At 51.2% G+C, this 16,930-nt stretch carries 8 protein-coding genes, 2 tRNA genes and 2 rRNA genes; 9 read left to right on the top strand and 3 right to left on the bottom strand.

All coding sequences use genetic code 11. From position 1 onward, the window contains the following. Positions 1 to 67 precede the first annotated feature (67 nt). Complete coding sequence (gene clpB / locus ABXT62_RS12330; RefSeq protein WP_415355579.1) at positions 68 to 2,650, top strand: ATP-dependent chaperone ClpB; 2,583 nt, start codon at positions 68 to 70, stop codon at positions 2,648 to 2,650. 73 nt (positions 2,651 to 2,723) lie between these two features. Here clpB and ABXT62_RS12325 read toward each other — a convergent pair whose 3' ends face one another. Beyond that, positions 2,724 to 3,164 (bottom strand): DUF4124 domain-containing protein, encoded by a 441-nt coding sequence (locus ABXT62_RS12325; protein ID WP_415355578.1) that lies wholly within the window; start codon positions 3,162 to 3,164, stop codon positions 2,724 to 2,726. Between the two features lie 504 nt (positions 3,165 to 3,668). Here ABXT62_RS12325 and ABXT62_RS12320 point away from each other — a divergent pair. Both ABXT62_RS12320 and ilvN read left to right on the top strand, forming a co-directional pair. Next, the gene (locus ABXT62_RS12320; protein WP_415355577.1) at positions 3,669 to 5,414 is read left to right on the top strand and encodes an acetolactate synthase 3 large subunit; all 1,746 of its coding nucleotides are present in this window, start codon (positions 3,669 to 3,671) and stop codon (positions 5,412 to 5,414) included. Between the two features lies 1 nt (position 5,415). After that, positions 5,416 to 5,907, top strand: coding sequence for an acetolactate synthase small subunit (gene ilvN, locus ABXT62_RS12315; RefSeq protein ID WP_415355576.1), 492 nt, complete (start codon positions 5,416 to 5,418; stop codon positions 5,905 to 5,907). Between the two features lie 112 nt (positions 5,908 to 6,019). On the opposite strand, the gene ilvC is transcribed toward ilvN, so the two are convergent. Then, positions 6,020 to 7,492 carry a ketol-acid reductoisomerase gene (gene ilvC / locus ABXT62_RS12310; protein WP_415355575.1) on the bottom strand — a complete coding sequence of 491 codons (1,473 nt, stop codon included), beginning with the start codon at positions 7,490 to 7,492 and terminating at the stop codon, positions 6,020 to 6,022. Between the two features lie 123 nt (positions 7,493 to 7,615). On the opposite strand from ilvC, the gene ilvY reads away from it, so the two are divergent. Further along, positions 7,616 to 8,524, top strand: a complete 909-nt coding sequence (ilvY, locus tag ABXT62_RS12305) for an HTH-type transcriptional activator IlvY (RefSeq protein ID WP_415355574.1) — start codon at positions 7,616 to 7,618, stop codon at positions 8,522 to 8,524. Between the two features lie 79 nt (positions 8,525 to 8,603). After that, entirely contained in the window at positions 8,604 to 9,425 is an 822-nt protein-coding gene (gene pssA / locus ABXT62_RS12300; protein WP_415358211.1) for a CDP-diacylglycerol--serine O-phosphatidyltransferase, read from the top strand. 327 nt (positions 9,426 to 9,752) lie between these two features. Here the strand turns inward: pssA and ABXT62_RS12295 are convergent, their stop codons facing one another. Further along, on the bottom strand, positions 9,753 to 10,835 hold the full coding sequence (locus ABXT62_RS12295) for a phytanoyl-CoA dioxygenase family protein (protein WP_415355573.1): 1,083 nt from the start codon (positions 10,833 to 10,835) through the stop codon (positions 9,753 to 9,755). A 792-nt stretch (positions 10,836 to 11,627) separates the two neighbouring features. On the opposite strand from ABXT62_RS12295, the gene ABXT62_RS12290 reads away from it, so the two are divergent. From ABXT62_RS12290 to ABXT62_RS12275, 4 genes are all read left to right on the top strand, one after another. After that, positions 11,628 to 13,161 (top strand): 16S ribosomal RNA (locus tag ABXT62_RS12290). Positions 13,162 to 13,263: 102 nt separating this feature from the next. Further along, positions 13,264 to 13,340 (top strand) — tRNA-Ile (locus tag ABXT62_RS12285). A gap of 49 nt (positions 13,341 to 13,389) precedes the next feature. Beyond that, positions 13,390 to 13,465 (top strand) — tRNA-Ala (locus ABXT62_RS12280). Between the two features lie 397 nt (positions 13,466 to 13,862). Then, positions 13,863 to 16,778 (top strand): 23S ribosomal RNA (locus ABXT62_RS12275). The 16S and 23S rRNA genes sit together here with 2 tRNA genes alongside, the layout of an rRNA operon. Positions 16,779 to 16,930: the final 152 nt, after the last annotated feature.

The following is a 16,930-nucleotide window of genomic DNA, read 5'->3' as shown; positions in this document are numbered from 1 at the left end:
GCCCCCATTTATATTACCAAGAGATTGATAGACCTTCTTGGGAGGTTATCAGCTAGAGGAATGTATTATGAGAATGGATAAATTGACCAACCAGCTGCAAGGCGCCATGGCTGATGCCCAGTCTTTGGCGTTGGGTAGGGATCATAACTTTATAGAGCCCGTACACCTGTTGAGCGCGTTGTTGGAGCAGTCTGGCGGTGCCTGTAGTCCGTTGCTGCAAAAAGCGGGCGCTAATATTGCTGGCCTAGTTGCGGGAACAAAAGCTGCTATCGACGCATTGCCAACGGTTTCTGGGACAGGTGGCGACATACATCTGTCGAACGACTTGGACCGCATTCTGAACGTCACTGACAAGTTGGCCCAGCAGGGGGGAGACACCTATGTTTCCAGCGAATTGGTGTTGCAGGCCATGCTGGAAAGTAAAACATCAGCGGGTAAGTTGTTGCAGGCCAATGATGTTAAGCGTCTGGAGCTTAAAGCGGCAATAGATGCGATGCGTGGCGGTGAGTCTGTTGATAATCCAGAGGCCGAGGAGTCACGTCAGGCTCTGGACAAGTATACGATCGACCTCACCGAGCGAGCAGAGCAGGGCAAGCTAGACCCTGTGATAGGCCGGGACGATGAGATCCGGCGCACTATCCAAGTGCTACAGCGTCGGACTAAGAATAACCCCGTGCTGATCGGAGAGCCTGGTGTTGGAAAAACGGCGATTATCGAGGGCCTGGCCCAGCGTGTCGTCAACGGTGAAGTCCCCGAAAGTATGCGAAACAAGCGCGTGCTGTCACTCGATCTGGGTGCTCTGCTGGCCGGCGCCAAATTTCGTGGCGACTTTGAGGAACGACTCAAGGCGGTGCTCAACGAGCTGTCTAAGCAGGAGGGCCGTATCATCCTGTTCATCGATGAACTCCACACAATGGTGGGTGCAGGCAAAGCCGAGGGCTCAATGGACGCAGGCAATATGCTCAAGCCAGCACTGGCCCGTGGTGAACTGCATTGTGTGGGTGCGACCACGTTGAACGAATATCGCCAGTACGTCGAAAAAGATGCTGCGCTGGAACGTCGCTTCCAGAGAGTATTGGTGGATGAGCCCAACGAGGAAGATACTATTGCCATCCTGCGTGGGCTCAAAGAGCGCTACGAGGTACACCACGGGGTGGATATTACGGACAGCGCCATTATCGCGGCTGCGAGGTTGTCCGAGCGTTACATTACTGATCGCCAATTGCCGGACAAGGCGATCGATCTGATCGACGAAGCCGCAAGCCGCATTCGCATGGAGATAGACTCCAAGCCTGAGGTCATGGATAAGCTGGAGCGAAGGCTGATCCAGCTCAAGATCGAGCGCGAGGCGGTCAAAAAAGATACCGATGCCGCGGCGAAGAAACAGGTGGAGCTGCTTAACGAGGAAATTGAAAAAGTTGAACGAGAATTCTCTGATTTAGAGGAAATATGGAAGGCGGAAAAAGCCTCTGTGCAGGGAACTGCACAGATTAAGAGCGACTTGGAGCAAGTCAAGCTGGATCTAGAAGGGGCGCGTCGAGCGGGTGACCTCACGCGGATGTCGGAGCTGCAATATGGGCGACTCCCAGCGTTGGAGAAACAGCTGGAACAGGCACATGAAACGGAAACGACAGAAACCGTACTGCTGCGTAATAAAGTGACAGAAGAGGAAATAGCGGAGGTTGTGTCACGCTGGACCGGGATTCCCGTGTCCAAGATGATGGAAGGTGACAGGGAGAAACTGTCACGCATGGAGGACGCCCTGCGCGAAAGAGTGGTAGGGCAAGACGAGGCACTGACGGCCGTTTCTAATGCGGTGCGCCGCTCGCGGGCGGGTCTGTCGGATCCTAAGCGCCCTAACGGTTCCTTTCTATTCCTTGGCCCTACTGGTGTCGGGAAAACCGAGCTTTGCAAAGCCCTCGCAAACTTCATGTTCGACAGTGATGATGCGATGGTGCGGTTAGATATGTCGGAATTCATGGAGAAGCACTCAGTGGCGCGTCTCATTGGCGCTCCTCCGGGCTATGTGGGTTACGAAGAGGGCGGTTACCTAACAGAGGCTGTGAGACGACGCCCTTATTCGTTACTGCTGTTGGATGAGGTCGAAAAGGCCCATCCGGATGTCTTTAACATTTTGTTGCAAGTGCTCGAAGATGGCCGGCTCACAGACGGGCAGGGCAGGACGGTGGATTTTCGAAACACGGTAGTGGTAATGACCTCTAACCTCGGCTCTCATTTGATTCAGGAAATGGCGGGAGAAGATAATTACGAGGATATGAAAGCGGCTGTGATGGAGGTAGTGGGAACCCATTTTCGACCGGAGTTTATCAACCGGGTAGACGAATCCGTGGTATTTCATCCGCTGGCGATTGAGCAGATACGTGGGATTGCTAGGATTCAATTGCAGGATCTGCAGGCTCGTTTGGCAGAGCAGGAGTTGACGCTGGAAATCAGTGACGTTTTTATGGATCGACTGGTGTCAGTGGGCTTCGATCCGGTCTATGGTGCGCGACCCCTGAGGCGGGCGATACAGCAAGAGCTGGAGAATCCGCTGGCGCAGCGCATATTGGCAGGGGATCTCCAGCCGGGAGATATCATAGCTGTCGATTTTGAGGAGGGTCAATCCAGCTTCACGGTGTTAGAACAATAGAGGAGCCAGCGACAGTGCTATTGGTTTCGAGGCGTTACTAAAAAGGACTCTGGATCAAAGTGTATCGCGGTGATTAGCAGTGCGTTTTAATCGCCGCCAGCGTCTTCTCTTTCTCAGCGACCTTTTCTTTTTCACTCAAATAGTACACCTCGCCCTGATCGTTACGCATTCTAATTCGGGCATGTGTCTCTATCTGTTTGAGGTTATCTCTGGCCCGTTCGCAGTAAAGCGCATTCTTCTCTATCTTGGGTGCTGCAGTGTCCACCCGTTCAAAATCGTTACTTGGAGTTGGCTTGACGTTGAGCGGCACAGCACCTTCATTGGCGTCGACTTTACGCACCAAGCTTGAACCTGTGGAGATGACTTCATACGCAATACCGGCGGGTGGCGGCCGATCACTGATTACAGGGTTGCCCCTTTCATTACTCCACCGATAGACTGTCTCCTCCGCAGTGGCGTAAGAGGCTAAGAGGACGAATAGCGCCGTTATCACCGCAAATACACCGGCAGTCATTGTGCTCTTCAACAGTGTGTCTCTCCGATCGCATATGTTGAATATGAATCGGCCCAAAATACCCCACATCACTTCTGGGGGCAATCTGGCAATGGGTAGCGGTAAACGACCAGTCGCAACGGTGGTTGACTTTCGAGACCTTCAGACGCGACAATAGTGGCGTCTTGCAAATGGCAATGGCTAATGTCGAGTACCCTCGGCCACTGGTCTACTGCGTCAATACGATGATTTGATGCAGCTGCTTGTAAGTCCCGTATTCAATTTGTGCCGTATTGGCCAAATTGAGGGCCAGACACTGCGCTACCCCGCAGGGCGACCGATACACAGTTTGTTCGTGATCGTATTCCCCCAGTGGGTGATTCCGGGCAGTGTATCGAGCTTCAAATGGGGGTGGTGTAGCTAATCAGATACCGGTTCAGGTATTTCTTCAGCAATGTCCACACGCTACTTTAGAATGATCCGGCGAGGGTAACGCGCCAGACGTTTTGATATTGGAGAATGATTGTGGAGTTGTTATCCGGCGGTGAGATGATCGCCCGTGCACTGGAAGACGAAGGGGTCGAGTATATTTTCGGCTATCCCGGTGGCGCGGTTTTACACATATATGATGCTCTGTTCAAGGACTGTAAGATTCCTCACATATTGGTGCGCCATGAACAGGCGGCAACGCATGCGGCAGATGGTTACGCCAGGGCGACCGGCAAGCCGGGCGTTGTATTGGTGACGTCTGGTCCAGGTGCTACCAATGCGATTACTGGCATTGCTACCGCTTATATGGATTCAATTCCGATGGTTGTGCTCGCCGGTCAGGTGCAGAGCCACTTGATTGGCGAGGATGCCTTTCAGGAAACAGATATGATTGGCATCTCGAGGCCCATCGTAAAGCACAGCTTTATGGTCAAGCGTACCGAAGACTTACCGATCATGATCAAGAAAGCCTTTCGCATTGCGTCCAGCGGTAGGCCGGGCCCTGTCGTTATCGACATCCCCAAAGATCTGACGCGACCCGATGCAAAGTATGAGTATCATTATCCAGAAACGGTGAAGATGCGCTCCTACGCGCCCGCTCAGCGTGGCCACACCGGACAAATAAAGAAAGCGACAAAATTGTTGCTCGCTGCCAAGCGTCCGATAATTTATGCCGGCGGTGGCGTGCTGCTGGGGGACGCTAGTGAACAGCTAACGCAGTTAGCGAGGGAATTGAACTATCCGGTGACCAAAACCTTGATGGGTCTGGGCGCTTATCCAGGCACAGATCGTCAGTGTTTAGGGATGCTGGGGATGCACGGTTTCTATGAAGCAAATATGGCGATGCATAATAGCGATTGTATCCTCGCTGTTGGCGCACGCTTTGACGACCGTGTTACTAACACCGTAGGCAAATTTTGTCCCGGTGCCAAGGTAATCCATATTGATATAGACCCGGCGTCTATCTCGAAAATTGTAATGGCAGATATCCCTATTGTTGGGCCTGTTCAGTCGGTATTGACCGAAATGCTGGCGCAGATTGCATCGCTGCGTGAGAAAGACAGCAGCTTGCCAGATAAGCCTGCGTTAGAGCATTGGTGGCAGCAGATTGAAGAGTGGCGAGCGGCCCATGGTTTGTTTACCGGGCGCCGTTACGGTGAAAGCGACATGATCATGCCGCAGCAGGTTATCCAAAGTCTGTACCGCGCTACGAAGGGCGATGCCTACATTACCTCCGATGTCGGGCAGCACCAGATGTTTGCCGCGCAGTACTATCCTTTTGATAAGCCACGGCGCTGGATAAATTCCGGTGGCTTGGGAACGATGGGTTTCGGGCTGCCCGCGGCTATGGGGGTAAAATTAGCCTTCCCTGATATGGACGTTGCGTGTGTCACCGGTGAAGGCAGTATCCAGATGAATATTCAGGAATTGTCTACCTGCACTCAGTACGACTCTGCGATCAAGATCATCAACCTGCGTAACAATAACCTTGGCATGGTAACGCAGTGGCAGGATATGCAGTATGAAGGACGCTATGCCATGAGTACTTATGAAGATTCTCTTCCCGATTTTGTCAAGCTGGTAGAGGCTTATGGGCACGTGGGCATGCAGGTGACAAACCTAGCGGACTTAGACGGGGCTATGGACGAGGCGTTTGCCATGAAAGACAAACTGGTCTTCTTGGATGTCATTATTGACCCTACGGAACACGTATACCCGATGCATATCGCTCCCAATGGGGCGATGAAAGATATGTGGCTCAGCAAGAACGAGAGGACCTGACATGCGACGGATAATTTCTATGTTGATGGAAAATGAGCCGGGTGCATTGTCTCGCGTGATCGGCTTGTTCTCTCAGCGCGGTTACAATATCGAAACGCTAAACGTAGCTCCCACAAATGATCCTACGCTTTCTCGACTGACACTCACAACGGTGGGTAGTGACCTGCGTATCGAGCAGCTCACCAAACAGCTCAACAAGCTAGTGGATGTAGTGAAGCTTGCCGACTTGACGGAGGGTGCGCACATTGAAAGGGATATGATGTTGATCAAGGTGCGTGCCAGTGGCGCTGCGCGCCACGAGATCAAACGCACCACTGATATTTTTCGCGGACAGATTGTCGACGTGGGCCCCAATATTTACACCATTCAGATTATCGGGACCAGTGAAAAGCTTGATGCATTCGTGGCGGCCATGTCTGATGCCGATATTCTTGAGGTTGTGCGTTCGGGCGTCGCTGGGATTTCTCGCGGAGAAAAGGTGTTGAGCCTTTAGTTTCGTAGATTACCTTGAGTATTGATATTAGCCACAGCGGCGCGGTGGTAAATATTGAAGACAATAAAAAAGGGGGTCTAGAGGCCCCTTTTTTATTTACTGCGATGGTTATTTAGATAATGCGTTTCATGGCCGTCATGTAGCCGCGAAGCTTTTTGCCGACTATTTCTACTGGGTGACTGCGGATTGCGTCATTGACGGCAATCAGTTCCCTATTGTCGACATCATTGTCTCCGCCAATACCCTTGCCGATGACGTCTGTGTCGATCTTACTCATGAAGTCTGCCAAAAGAGGTCTGCAGGCGTGATCGAACAAATAGCAACCGTACTCGGCAGTGTCGGAAATCACCACGTTCATCTCGTATAATTTCTTCCGTGCAATGGTGTTAGCTATCAACGGTGTTTCGTGTAGGGATTCGTAATAAGCCGATTCATCAATGATGCCCGCGGAGACCATGGTTTCGAAAGCTAATTCTACGCCGGCCTTAACCATGGCAACTAACAGGATGCCGTGATCGTAAAACTCCTGTTCGGGAATGTCGGCACGGGTATTGGCTGACTTTTCAAAGGCAGTTTCAGCGGTCGCAGCACGCCACTTCAGAAGATTGGCATCGTCGTTGGCCCAGTCTTCCATCATTGTGCGTGAAAATTCACCGGTCATAATGTCGTCCTGATGCTTCTCATACAGGGGGCGCATGATGCTCTTTAATTCTTGTGCTAGGTGAAAGGCGCGAATTTTGGCAGGGTTGGACAGGCGGTCCATCATGTTGGTAATACCGCCGTGTTTCAGGCCTTCGGTCACGGTCTCCCAGCCATACTGGATCAGTTTGGATGCATACTCAGGATCGATGCCTTTTTCGACCATTTTATCGAAGCAGAGAATGGCACCGGCCTGGAGCATGCCGCAAAGAATAGTCTGCTCACCCATTAGGTCAGATTTCACTTCAGCGATGAAGGACGATTCCAATACACCCGCACGATGCCCGCCTGTGCCAGCAGCATACGCTTTGGCTAATTCCATGCCGTCGCCGTTGGGATTATTTTCTGTGTGTATTGCAATCAGCGTGGGTACACCAAAGCCGCGCTTGTATTCTTCGCGCACCTCTGTGCCAGGGCACTTTGGAGCGACCATAATGACGGTGATGTCATCGCGAATCTGCATGCCTTCTTCAACGATGTTAAACCCATGGGAGTAGGATAGGCAGGCACCTTTCTTCATCAGAGGCATAATCGCAGTAACAACGCTGGTGTGCTGCTTATCCGGCGTAAGATTGAGGACCATGTCCGCCTGTGGGATTAATTCCTCATAGGTCCCGACCGTAAATCCGTTCTCTGTGGCGTTTTTCCATGACTGACGCTTTTCCGTGATTGCGCTGTCGCGCAGTGTGTAGGACACATCAAGCCCGCTATCACGCAGGTTCAATCCCTGATTAAGGCCTTGTGCGCCGCAGCCGACGATGACTATTTTCTTCCCGCGAATCCTATCTACGCCGTCGGTGAATTCTTCTTGCCCCATGAAGCGGCACTTGCCCAGTTGCTTGAGCTGCAGGCGCAGCGGCAGAGTGTTAAAGTAATTGTGTCCCATGATGAAAGTCCTCGGGTCTGGTGATTCGGCTAGTTTGACTGGACCATACGGCAATTCAATGCTTGCGTAAAACGCTATATTTGTAATACTGTATTGCGAATTATGCAATACAGGTGGTTTTGCATGGAGACCCGTGCCCTATCAGTCTTTCTCTGCGTATCAGATACGCTCAATTTTAGTCGCAGCAGCGAACTATTGCATATGAGTGTGTCTGCAGTGAGCAGGACCATACAGCGCCTTGAAGATGAACTTGGGCAGCGCTTGTTAGAGCGTAACAATCGCAGTGTGAAGCTGACGAGCGCCGGTCACGAGTTCAGGGAGTATGCACGCAACTCCATAGACGAGTGGCAGCAGCTGAGACGCACGTTGGGCAGCGACCAAGATCTGGCGGGGGAAGTCAGTCTCTATTGCTCCGTGACGGCGACGTATAGTGTATTGGCGCCCATTCTGGAAGCATTTCGTTTGACCCATCCCTCGGTGGAGATCAAAATGCATACCGGTGATCAGGCTGATGGTATCGGCAGGATACTGGCGGGCCAGGATGATATCGCAGTGAGCGGCCGACCTAGCCAACTGCCGCGGCGTCTGGAGTTCCTGCCGCTATTGCAGTCTCCCCTGCAATTTTGTGCGCCAGCGGCGGACTGCGCAGTGCGCGATATGGTATTGACGGGAGATCTTCCCGGTGGCGATATTGATTGGAATAATATTCCGTTTATTGTGCCGGAACGGGGCGTGACCAAGGAGACATTGGATACCTGGTTTCGAGAGCGAGGTATTCGACCTCGTATCTACGCGCAGGTAGCAGGCCATGAAGCCATTGTTGCCATGGTCAGTTTGGGCTTGGGGATTGGCATAGCACCCCAGCTGGTCATCGAAGCAAGCGGAATGGCAGATAGGGTAGACTTGATTGACGTACAAGAGAGTTTGCCGCCGCTCACAGTAGGCCTTTGTAGCCAGGGGCAGCGACTTGCCAGTCCGCTGGTTAAATCGCTCTGGGATGTCGCTAGGCAGACCTACAGTGGCAGGGTTTGATACCATAACGAAAATGGGTACAGTGGATAGCAGAATGAAAGAACAAGGTGAAAACGCTTCCGAGCAAACCTCAGGGTCGATGGAGGCAACGGAACAGCCTGCAACCAGCAGTGTTGCGCCGCGTATCGACCTGCTGGTGGATGAGCATGAGGAGGAAGTCTCTGAGAACGGCCGCACGGTCCGTCACCGAGGTATCTACTTGTTACCCAATCTGTTTACCACAGCCGCATTATTTGCGGGATTTTACGCCATTATTGCCGCTATGCGCGGGGACTTCGAGAATGCCGCTGTTGCAATATTCTTTGCTATGGTATTGGACGGACTGGACGGGCGAATCGCGCGTCTGACCAATACTTCCAGTAAGTTTGGGGCGGAATATGACAGCCTGGCCGATATGGTGTCATTTGGAGTCGCCCCGGCGCTTGTGATCTTTAGCTGGGGCTTGGGAGGATTGGGCAAGTTTGGTTGGAGTGCGGCATTCATTTATGTGGCCTGCGCTGCACTGCGTTTGGCGCGGTTTAATACTCAGATCGAAATCGCAGACAAAAACTACTTCACCGGCTTGGCCAGTCCGGCAGCGGCAGCGATTATTGCTAGCACCGTCTGGGTTTGTAACGACTTGGGATGGGTTGGCAGCGAGTTGCCACAGGAGTTGGCAATCTTTGTTGGCGTGCTGACCGCGATCGTCGGCTTCTTTATGATTGCTAACTTCCCTTACTACAGTTTTAAGGGCATTGATTTTCGTGGTCGCGTACCGTTTGTGGTCATGATTGCTGTGGTGCTTGTTTTTGGCCTGATTACACTTGATCCCCCCAGCGTGCTGTTAGCAGGCTTTGTGATCTATGCTTTGTCGGGCCCAGTAATGCAGGTTATAAATTGGCGCAAGAAACGACTGGGTTGACGTTTACGTCGGTTGGTGGCAGTGGCACCGATAGTCAGTCTGACGCGTTAACGTAATACCGATAGTCAAAAAGAAGCGCCGCTGAAAGACAGGCAAGGATAGACACCTGTGGGCTGTAGCTTGGAGTCGATCGCAAAAGAGCTGCACGTGGCTCGAATGGTAAACCCGGTCAGGCTTGTATCAATTTTTATGTAGCCGCCCAAGTCGAAAACGATCGCTAGTAGTAAAGTTGTGTTGGGCATAAACGGACTACTCAGTCCTTAGTGTTCGCTACTGAAAGTATTACACAATGCTAGACAATAAGGTTCCGCTACCCAATAGACAGAGTCACCATTTCAAAGGGACTTGATTTTTTGGAAAGTATTTAGAGTCGAAGAACCAGTTTTCGATGGCATATCGGCTCTCTGAGCTGTCAGCCAAGTATTGGCTTCGATGCATTAAAAACTGATCGAAAAAGAACGCATCGCCTTTTCTAAAGGTCGGCGTGACGATCGCCGACTCACCGTATTTGTCAGTTATGGCCTGGGCCGATATCGTCCAGTCCAAAACGCCTGATCCCTTGGAGAATAGATGTTTTAACGGTACTGGAATGACATCAAGACCATGGACACTATAACCCGTGCCGCAGTCTGAAAGCGGAATCCAACAATTCAGAGTGGCAATATCATCTCCCATGAAAGCTCCGTCCTGATGAAAATCGATTATATTTTTAGGAGGCTGGGATTTTCTAATGACCCACTTATAGATGCTCAAGCAGGGGTCGTTCTTAAAATACTTTGACAATAATTTCTTTAGATGCGTTTTCGTAAAGAGCTGTAATATTTTTTCGGTCAGTAGTGGTGTGCGCGCCACGAAAAAACTGTTGTGTTTGCCTAGTGCCTGAGAGAAGTTTCTGGCCATTTTTACCGTGTTAAAATAAGTCGAATTTTCTTGCTGTTTGACCCTTATATCTTCGACCGTATTTTTTAACACTTCATCAAGGTTTACGGACTTAGTCAAATACCTACTGATAGCAGAATCTTTATTGCTATGCAGGGAGACAGAGTAATCCACATACGTGCGCATGTCTTTGACCTCATTGGCGCTAAAAAAATTCCTGACAATAAGGCATCCGTTCTGCCTGATTGCCCGATGTAGTGCGTGACTGTCGAGCGCGGTGGCGTCTACTTCCGGAACGGCATAATCGCCCAAAAGGCTCTCTTCGTCGACATCATCATCAGAAACCCTTGTCAAACTCGACGACTGTCGATCTTTGAAATGATCGATTCTGCGGCCTAACGTGGATAGGTATTTATCGCGCTTTAGCGCGCCATCAAGATACAGCAGGGCCTTGCGAGTTAAAATGCTTCCCGGAAATAAGGTCAGAAGGGCAAATACGCTGCGCGTTGGTGTTGCACGAAATTGGTCCATCAGATGTGTCTTCGTCCATGAAAATGGTACCGCAAAATCTTAACATAATCAGGATTCTCAAGGCAAATGATGCACCGCTTGGATCATTAGCCGACACCGGCTCTGCTCTGAGGCGCTGTGCATTGGCGCTTCTCCGAGGCATATCGCCTGAATACAGCATCCACGATGCCACTAGGAATCTACGGTTTCTGATTCTGCTCTCTAATGATGCTATGTGGCACCCTACTGCGTCGCGAATTTGTCATCGCGGTTGTCCCCGCATCGAGCCTATCACCTGTGCAGACACCTCCCTATAACAGGAAGATATTATTCCTGCTAGCCTAGGAGCAATCCTAGGAAGCTATTGCCGCTATTGCTGCTATTGCCCCGAAGCCCCTGCAAAGCTCGGGCTGTAGGGCAGCGTTTACGTTGACAAGTGCGTAATTAGCATCTTGTTTTTCATTATTTTTTGATTGATTAGGGTAACTGGAAAATAATTCAGCAAAAGCTCTTGCAGTGGCAGGCCCTATGCGTATACTACGCCTCCCCGATGAGGCAGGTCCTCACCGGTTATCTGCGCCCTTAGCGGCAGCAGATGTTGTTTAACAAGAAGATGAAGACAGATGTGTGGGCACTTGTTGGGATAGTTGTCACAACTATTCAGATGCAACAAGTGACTCATTAATTCATAGTAATTTTTGATTTTCGAATTGTATCTGAGCTGATGATTTGAAGGGTGAAGCGAGGTACTCGCGTAATCCTTCCCTCTTGTCTTGAGCCTGTAACAGGGTGAGATGGCAGAGGTTAAAGATTAAACTGAAGAGTTTGATCATGGCTCAGATTGAACGCTGGCGGCAGGCCTAACACATGCAAGTCGAGCGCGAAAAGCCTTCGGGCTGAGTAAAGCGGCGGACGGGTGAGTAACGCGTAGGAATCTACCTGGTAGTGGGGGACAACTTGGGGAAACTCAAGCTAATACCGCATACGCCCTAAGGGGGAAAGCGGGGGACCTTCGGGCCTCGCGCTATCGGATGAGCCTGCGTAGGATTAGCTAGTTGGTGGGGTAAAGGCCCACCAAGGCGACGATCCTTAGCTGGTCTGAGAGGATGATCAGCCACACTGGAACTGAGACACGGTCCAGACTCCTACGGGAGGCAGCAGTGGGGAATATTGCGCAATGGGCGAAAGCCTGACGCAGCCATGCCGCGTGTGTGAAGAAGGCCTTAGGGTTGTAAAGCACTTTCAATTGGGAAGAAAAGTTTGTCGTTAATAGCGCCAAGCTCTGACATTACCTTTAGAAGAAGCACCGGCTAACTCCGTGCCAGCAGCCGCGGTAATACGGAGGGTGCGAGCGTTAATCGGAATTACTGGGCGTAAAGCGCGCGTAGGCGGTTTGTTAAGTCAGCTGTGAAAGCCCCGGGCTCAACCTGGGAACTGCAGTTGATACTGGCCGACTAGAGTACGAGAGAGGGAGGTAGAATTCCATGTGTAGCGGTGAAATGCGTAGATATATGGAGGAATACCAGTGGCGAAGGCGGCCTCCTGGCTCGATACTGACGCTGAGGTGCGAAAGCGTGGGGATCAAACAGGATTAGATACCCTGGTAGTCCACGCCGTAAACGATGTCTACTAGCCGTTGGGAGACTTGATTTCTTAGTGGCGCAGCTAACGCAATAAGTAGACCGCCTGGGGAGTACGGCCGCAAGGTTAAAACTCAAATGAATTGACGGGGGCCCGCACAAGCGGTGGAGCATGTGGTTTAATTCGATGCAACGCGAAGAACCTTACCAGGTCTTGACATCCTGCGAATTTTCTAGAGATAGATTAGTGCCTTCGGGAACGCAGTGACAGGTGCTGCATGGCTGTCGTCAGCTCGTGTCGTGAGATGTTGGGTTAAGTCCCGTAACGAGCGCAACCCTTGTCCTTAGTTGCCAGCACATAATGGTGGGAACTCTAAGGAGACTGCCGGTGACAAACCGGAGGAAGGTGGGGACGACGTTAAGTCATCATGGCCCTTACGACCTGGGCTACACACGTGCTACAATGGAACGCACAGAGGGCTGCAAAGGCGCGAGCTGGAGCGAATCCCACAAAACGTTTCGTAGTCCGGATTGGAGTCTGCAACTCGACTCCATGAAGTCGGAATCGCTAGTAATCGTGAATCAGAATGTCACGGTGAATACGTTCCCGGGCCTTGTACACACCGCCCGTCACACCATGGGAGTGGGTTGCAAAAGAAGTGGGTAGACTAACCTTCGGGAGGTCGCTCACCACTTTGTGATTCATGACTGGGGTGAAGTCGTAACAAGGTAGCCCTAGGGGAACCTGGGGCTGGATCACCTCCTTAAACGATGTTGGCGCTACCTAATGAGTGCTCACACATTTGTCTTCATCTAATTCGGTTGATGCGACGGTATCGCCAGCTCGTCTGCGAGCGTTATTTTTTTGCAGGCCTGTAGCTCAGTTGGTTAGAGCGCACCCCTGATAAGGGTGAGGTCGGCAGTTCAAATCTGCCCAGGCCTACCAAACACGGTTTGGTTTACTTGGTAGACTTTGAGATTGCTGGAAGGACTCCGGGGCTATAGCTCAGCTGGGAGAGCGCCTGCCTTGCACGCAGGAGGTCAGCGGTTCGATCCCGCTTAGCTCCACCATCTTATCCAAAGTGGATATATTGCATCAACGAGATCAGAAAGAAGTCTGTTTTTATGAGCAGGCTTCTTTCTGGTTTTTACAGCCGGAACGTTCTTTAACAAGGTAGATTAAGCTGAATCTTTGAGCTGACATAAAGCACTTTGGTGAGTTATGCGGTTCATTGATAAATTGTTCTGTGATGACGGGTTTCAATTCCCTGTTGTCACAACGAGTTGTAATAAACATTGTGACTTAAGCGTCACAAACATCCGGCGGGTGTGCACTTTGATCGGTGTACATCTACTAGTACCTGGCCTGTGTTAAGGGGGTCGGGGAACTGTTTTCTTGGGATGTCTTTTGTTGTTTGAAAGGCATGATCTCTTGTAGTTTGAGAGAAACAGATAACTTCGGTTATATGGTCAAGTGACTAAGCGTATACGGTGGATGCCTTGGCAGTCAGAGGCGATGAAGGACGTTGTAGCCTGCGAAAAGCTTCGGGGAGTCGGCAAACAGACTTTGATCCGGAGATGTCCGAATGGGGAAACCCACCTGGTGTAAGCCAGGTACCTTGCACTGAATACATAGGTGTAAGGAGCGAACGAGGGGAACTGAAACATCTAAGTACCCTTAGGAAAAGAAATCAATTGAGATTCCCCCAGTAGCGGCGAGCGACCGGGGAGTAGCCTGCAAGTGATAGCAGTTGGGTTAGTGGAACGGTCTGGAAAGTCCGGCGATAGAGGGTGATAGCCCCGTACACGAAAACCTGATTGTGATACTAAGCTTGCGACAAGTAGGTCGGGACACGAGTTATCTTGACTGAACATGGGGGGACCATCCTCCAAGGCTAAATACTACTGACTGACCGATAGTGAACCAGTACCGTGAGGGAAAGGCGAAAAGAACCCCGGAGAGGGGAGTGAAATAGAACCTGAAACCGTATACGTACAAGCAGTGGGAGCAGACTTGTTCTGTGACTGCGTACCTTTTGTATAATGGGTCAGCGACTTATTGTCTGTAGCAAGCTTAACCGTTTAGGGGAGGCGTAGGGAAACCGAGTCTTAATAGGGCGTCATAGTTGCAGGCAATAGACCCGAAACCGGGCGATCTAGCCATGGGCAGGTTGAAGGTTGAGTAACATCAACTGGAGGACCGAACTCACGTATGTTGAAAAATGCGGAGATGACCTGTGGCTCGGAGTGAAAGGCTAATCAAGCCCGGAGATAGCTGGTTCTCCTCGAAATCTATTTAGGTAGAGCGTCGTGTCTTACCCTGGGGGGTAGAGCACTGTTTCGGCTAGGGGGTCATCCCGACTTACCAACCCGATGCAAACTCCGAATACCCAGGAGTACAATCACGGCAGACAGACTGCGGGTGCTAACGTCCGTTGTCAAAAGGGAAACAACCCAGACCGCCAGCTAAGGTCCCTAATACCAGTTAAGTGGGAAACGATGTGGGAAGGCTTAGACAGCTAGGAGGTTGGCTTAGAAGCAGCCATCCTTTAAAGAAAGCGTAATAGCTCACTAGTCGAGTCGGCCTGCGCGGAAGATATAACGGGGCTAAATTGGTAACCGAAGCTGCGGATGCGTGCTTGCACGCATGGTAGAGGAGCGTTCTGTAAGCCGTTGAAGGTGAACCGGGAGGTTTGCTGGAGGTATCAGAAGTGCGAATGCTGACATGAGTAACGATAAAGGGGGTGAAAAACCCCCTCGCCGGAAGATCAAGGTTTCCTGTCCAACGCTAATCGGGACAGGGTGAGTCGGCCCCTAAGGCGAGGCAGAAATGCGTAGTCGATGGGAAGCGGGTTAACATTCCCGCACTTCTTATTATTGCGATGGAGGGACGGAGTAGGCTAGACCATCAGGGCGTTGGTTGTCCCTGTTTAAGGTTGTAGGTCAGTATCTTAGGTAAATCCGGGATACTCTCTTTAGTGAGGAGACTGAGAACTGATGACGAGTTCTGGCGAAAGTCAGAATGAAGTGGTTGATGCCATGCTTCCAAGAAAAGCTTCTAAGCTTCAGATAATAAGGAACCGTACTGTAAACCGACACAGGTGATCAGGTAGAGAATACCAAGGCGCTTGAGAGAACTCGGGTGAAGGAACTAGGCAAAATGGTACCGTAACTTCGGGAGAAGGTACGCCGGCTTTGGTGATGGGACTTGCTCCCTAAGCTGAGGCTGGTCGAAGTGACCAGGTGGCTGCGACTGTTTATTAAAAACATAGCACTCTGCAAACACGTAAGTGGACGTATAGGGTGTGACGCCTGCCCGGTGCCGGAAGGTTAATTGATGGGGTTATCTTCGGAGAAGCTCTTGATCGAAGCCCCGGTAAACGGCGGCCGTAACTATAACGGTCCTAAGGTAGCGAAATTCCTTGTCGGGTAAGTTCCGACCTGCACGAATGGCGTAACGATGGCCACACTGTCTCCACCCGAGACTCAGTGAAATTGAAATTGCGGTTAAGATGCCGTATACCCGCGGCTAGACGGAAAGACCCCGTGAACCTTTACTATAGCTTCACACTGGACTCTGACTTTACTTGTGTAGGATAGCTGGGAGGCTTTGAAGCGATGGCGCTAGCTGTTGTGGAGCCAACCTTGAAATACCAGCCTGGTAACGTTGGGGTTCTAACCTAGGTCCATTATCTGGATTGGGGACAGTGTGTGGTGGGTAGTTTGACTGGGGCGGTCTCCTCCCAAAGAGTAACGGAGGAGCACGAAGGTGCGCTAAGCATGGTCGGAAATCATGCGGTTAGTGTAATGGCATAAGCGTGCTTGACTGCGAGTCTGACAAGACGAGCAGGTACGAAAGTAGGTCATAGTGATCCGGTGGTTCTGAATGGAAGGGCCATCGCTCAACGGATAAAAGGTACTCCGGGGATAACAGGCTGATACCGCCCAAGAGTTCACATCGACGGCGGTGTTTGGCACCTCGATGTCGGCTCATCACATCCTGGGGCTGAAGCCGGTCCCAAGGGTATGGCTGTTCGCCATTTAAAGTGGTACGCGAGCTGGGTTTAGAACGTCGTGAGACAGTTCGGTCCCTATCTGCCGTGGGCGTTGGAGAATTGAGGGAAGCTGCTCCTAGTACGAGAGGACCGGAGTGGACGAACCCCTGGTGTTCGGGTTGTCACGCCAGTGGCATTGCCCGGTAGCTACGTTCGGACAGGATAACCGCTGAAAGCATCTAAGCGGGAAGCCCCTCCCAAGACTAGTTCTCCCTGGGAATTTAATTCCCCTGAAGGGCCGTAGAAGACTACTACGTTGATAGGCTGGGTGTGTAAGCGCTGTGAGGCGTTGAGCTAACCAGTACTAATTGCCCGTGAGGCTTGACCATATAATCCAAGTTATTTGTAGTGATACAGATGAGAAGACAGCGGATGTTGTGATTGAGTCCAGTGTTAAGACAAGAACAGACAGCTTAATTTACCTCCCTATTTGAGTGAACCGTGGCGCTGAGTAATCAGGTGAGACCCAAAGAACACTTAA

It is taken from the genome of Halioglobus sp. Uisw_031 (genome assembly GCF_047729875.1).
Lineage (GTDB): Bacteria > Pseudomonadota > Gammaproteobacteria > Pseudomonadales > Halieaceae > Marimicrobium.
Note: the sequence above shows the minus strand (reverse complement) of the source record. Positions and strands in the feature narration are given on the sequence as shown.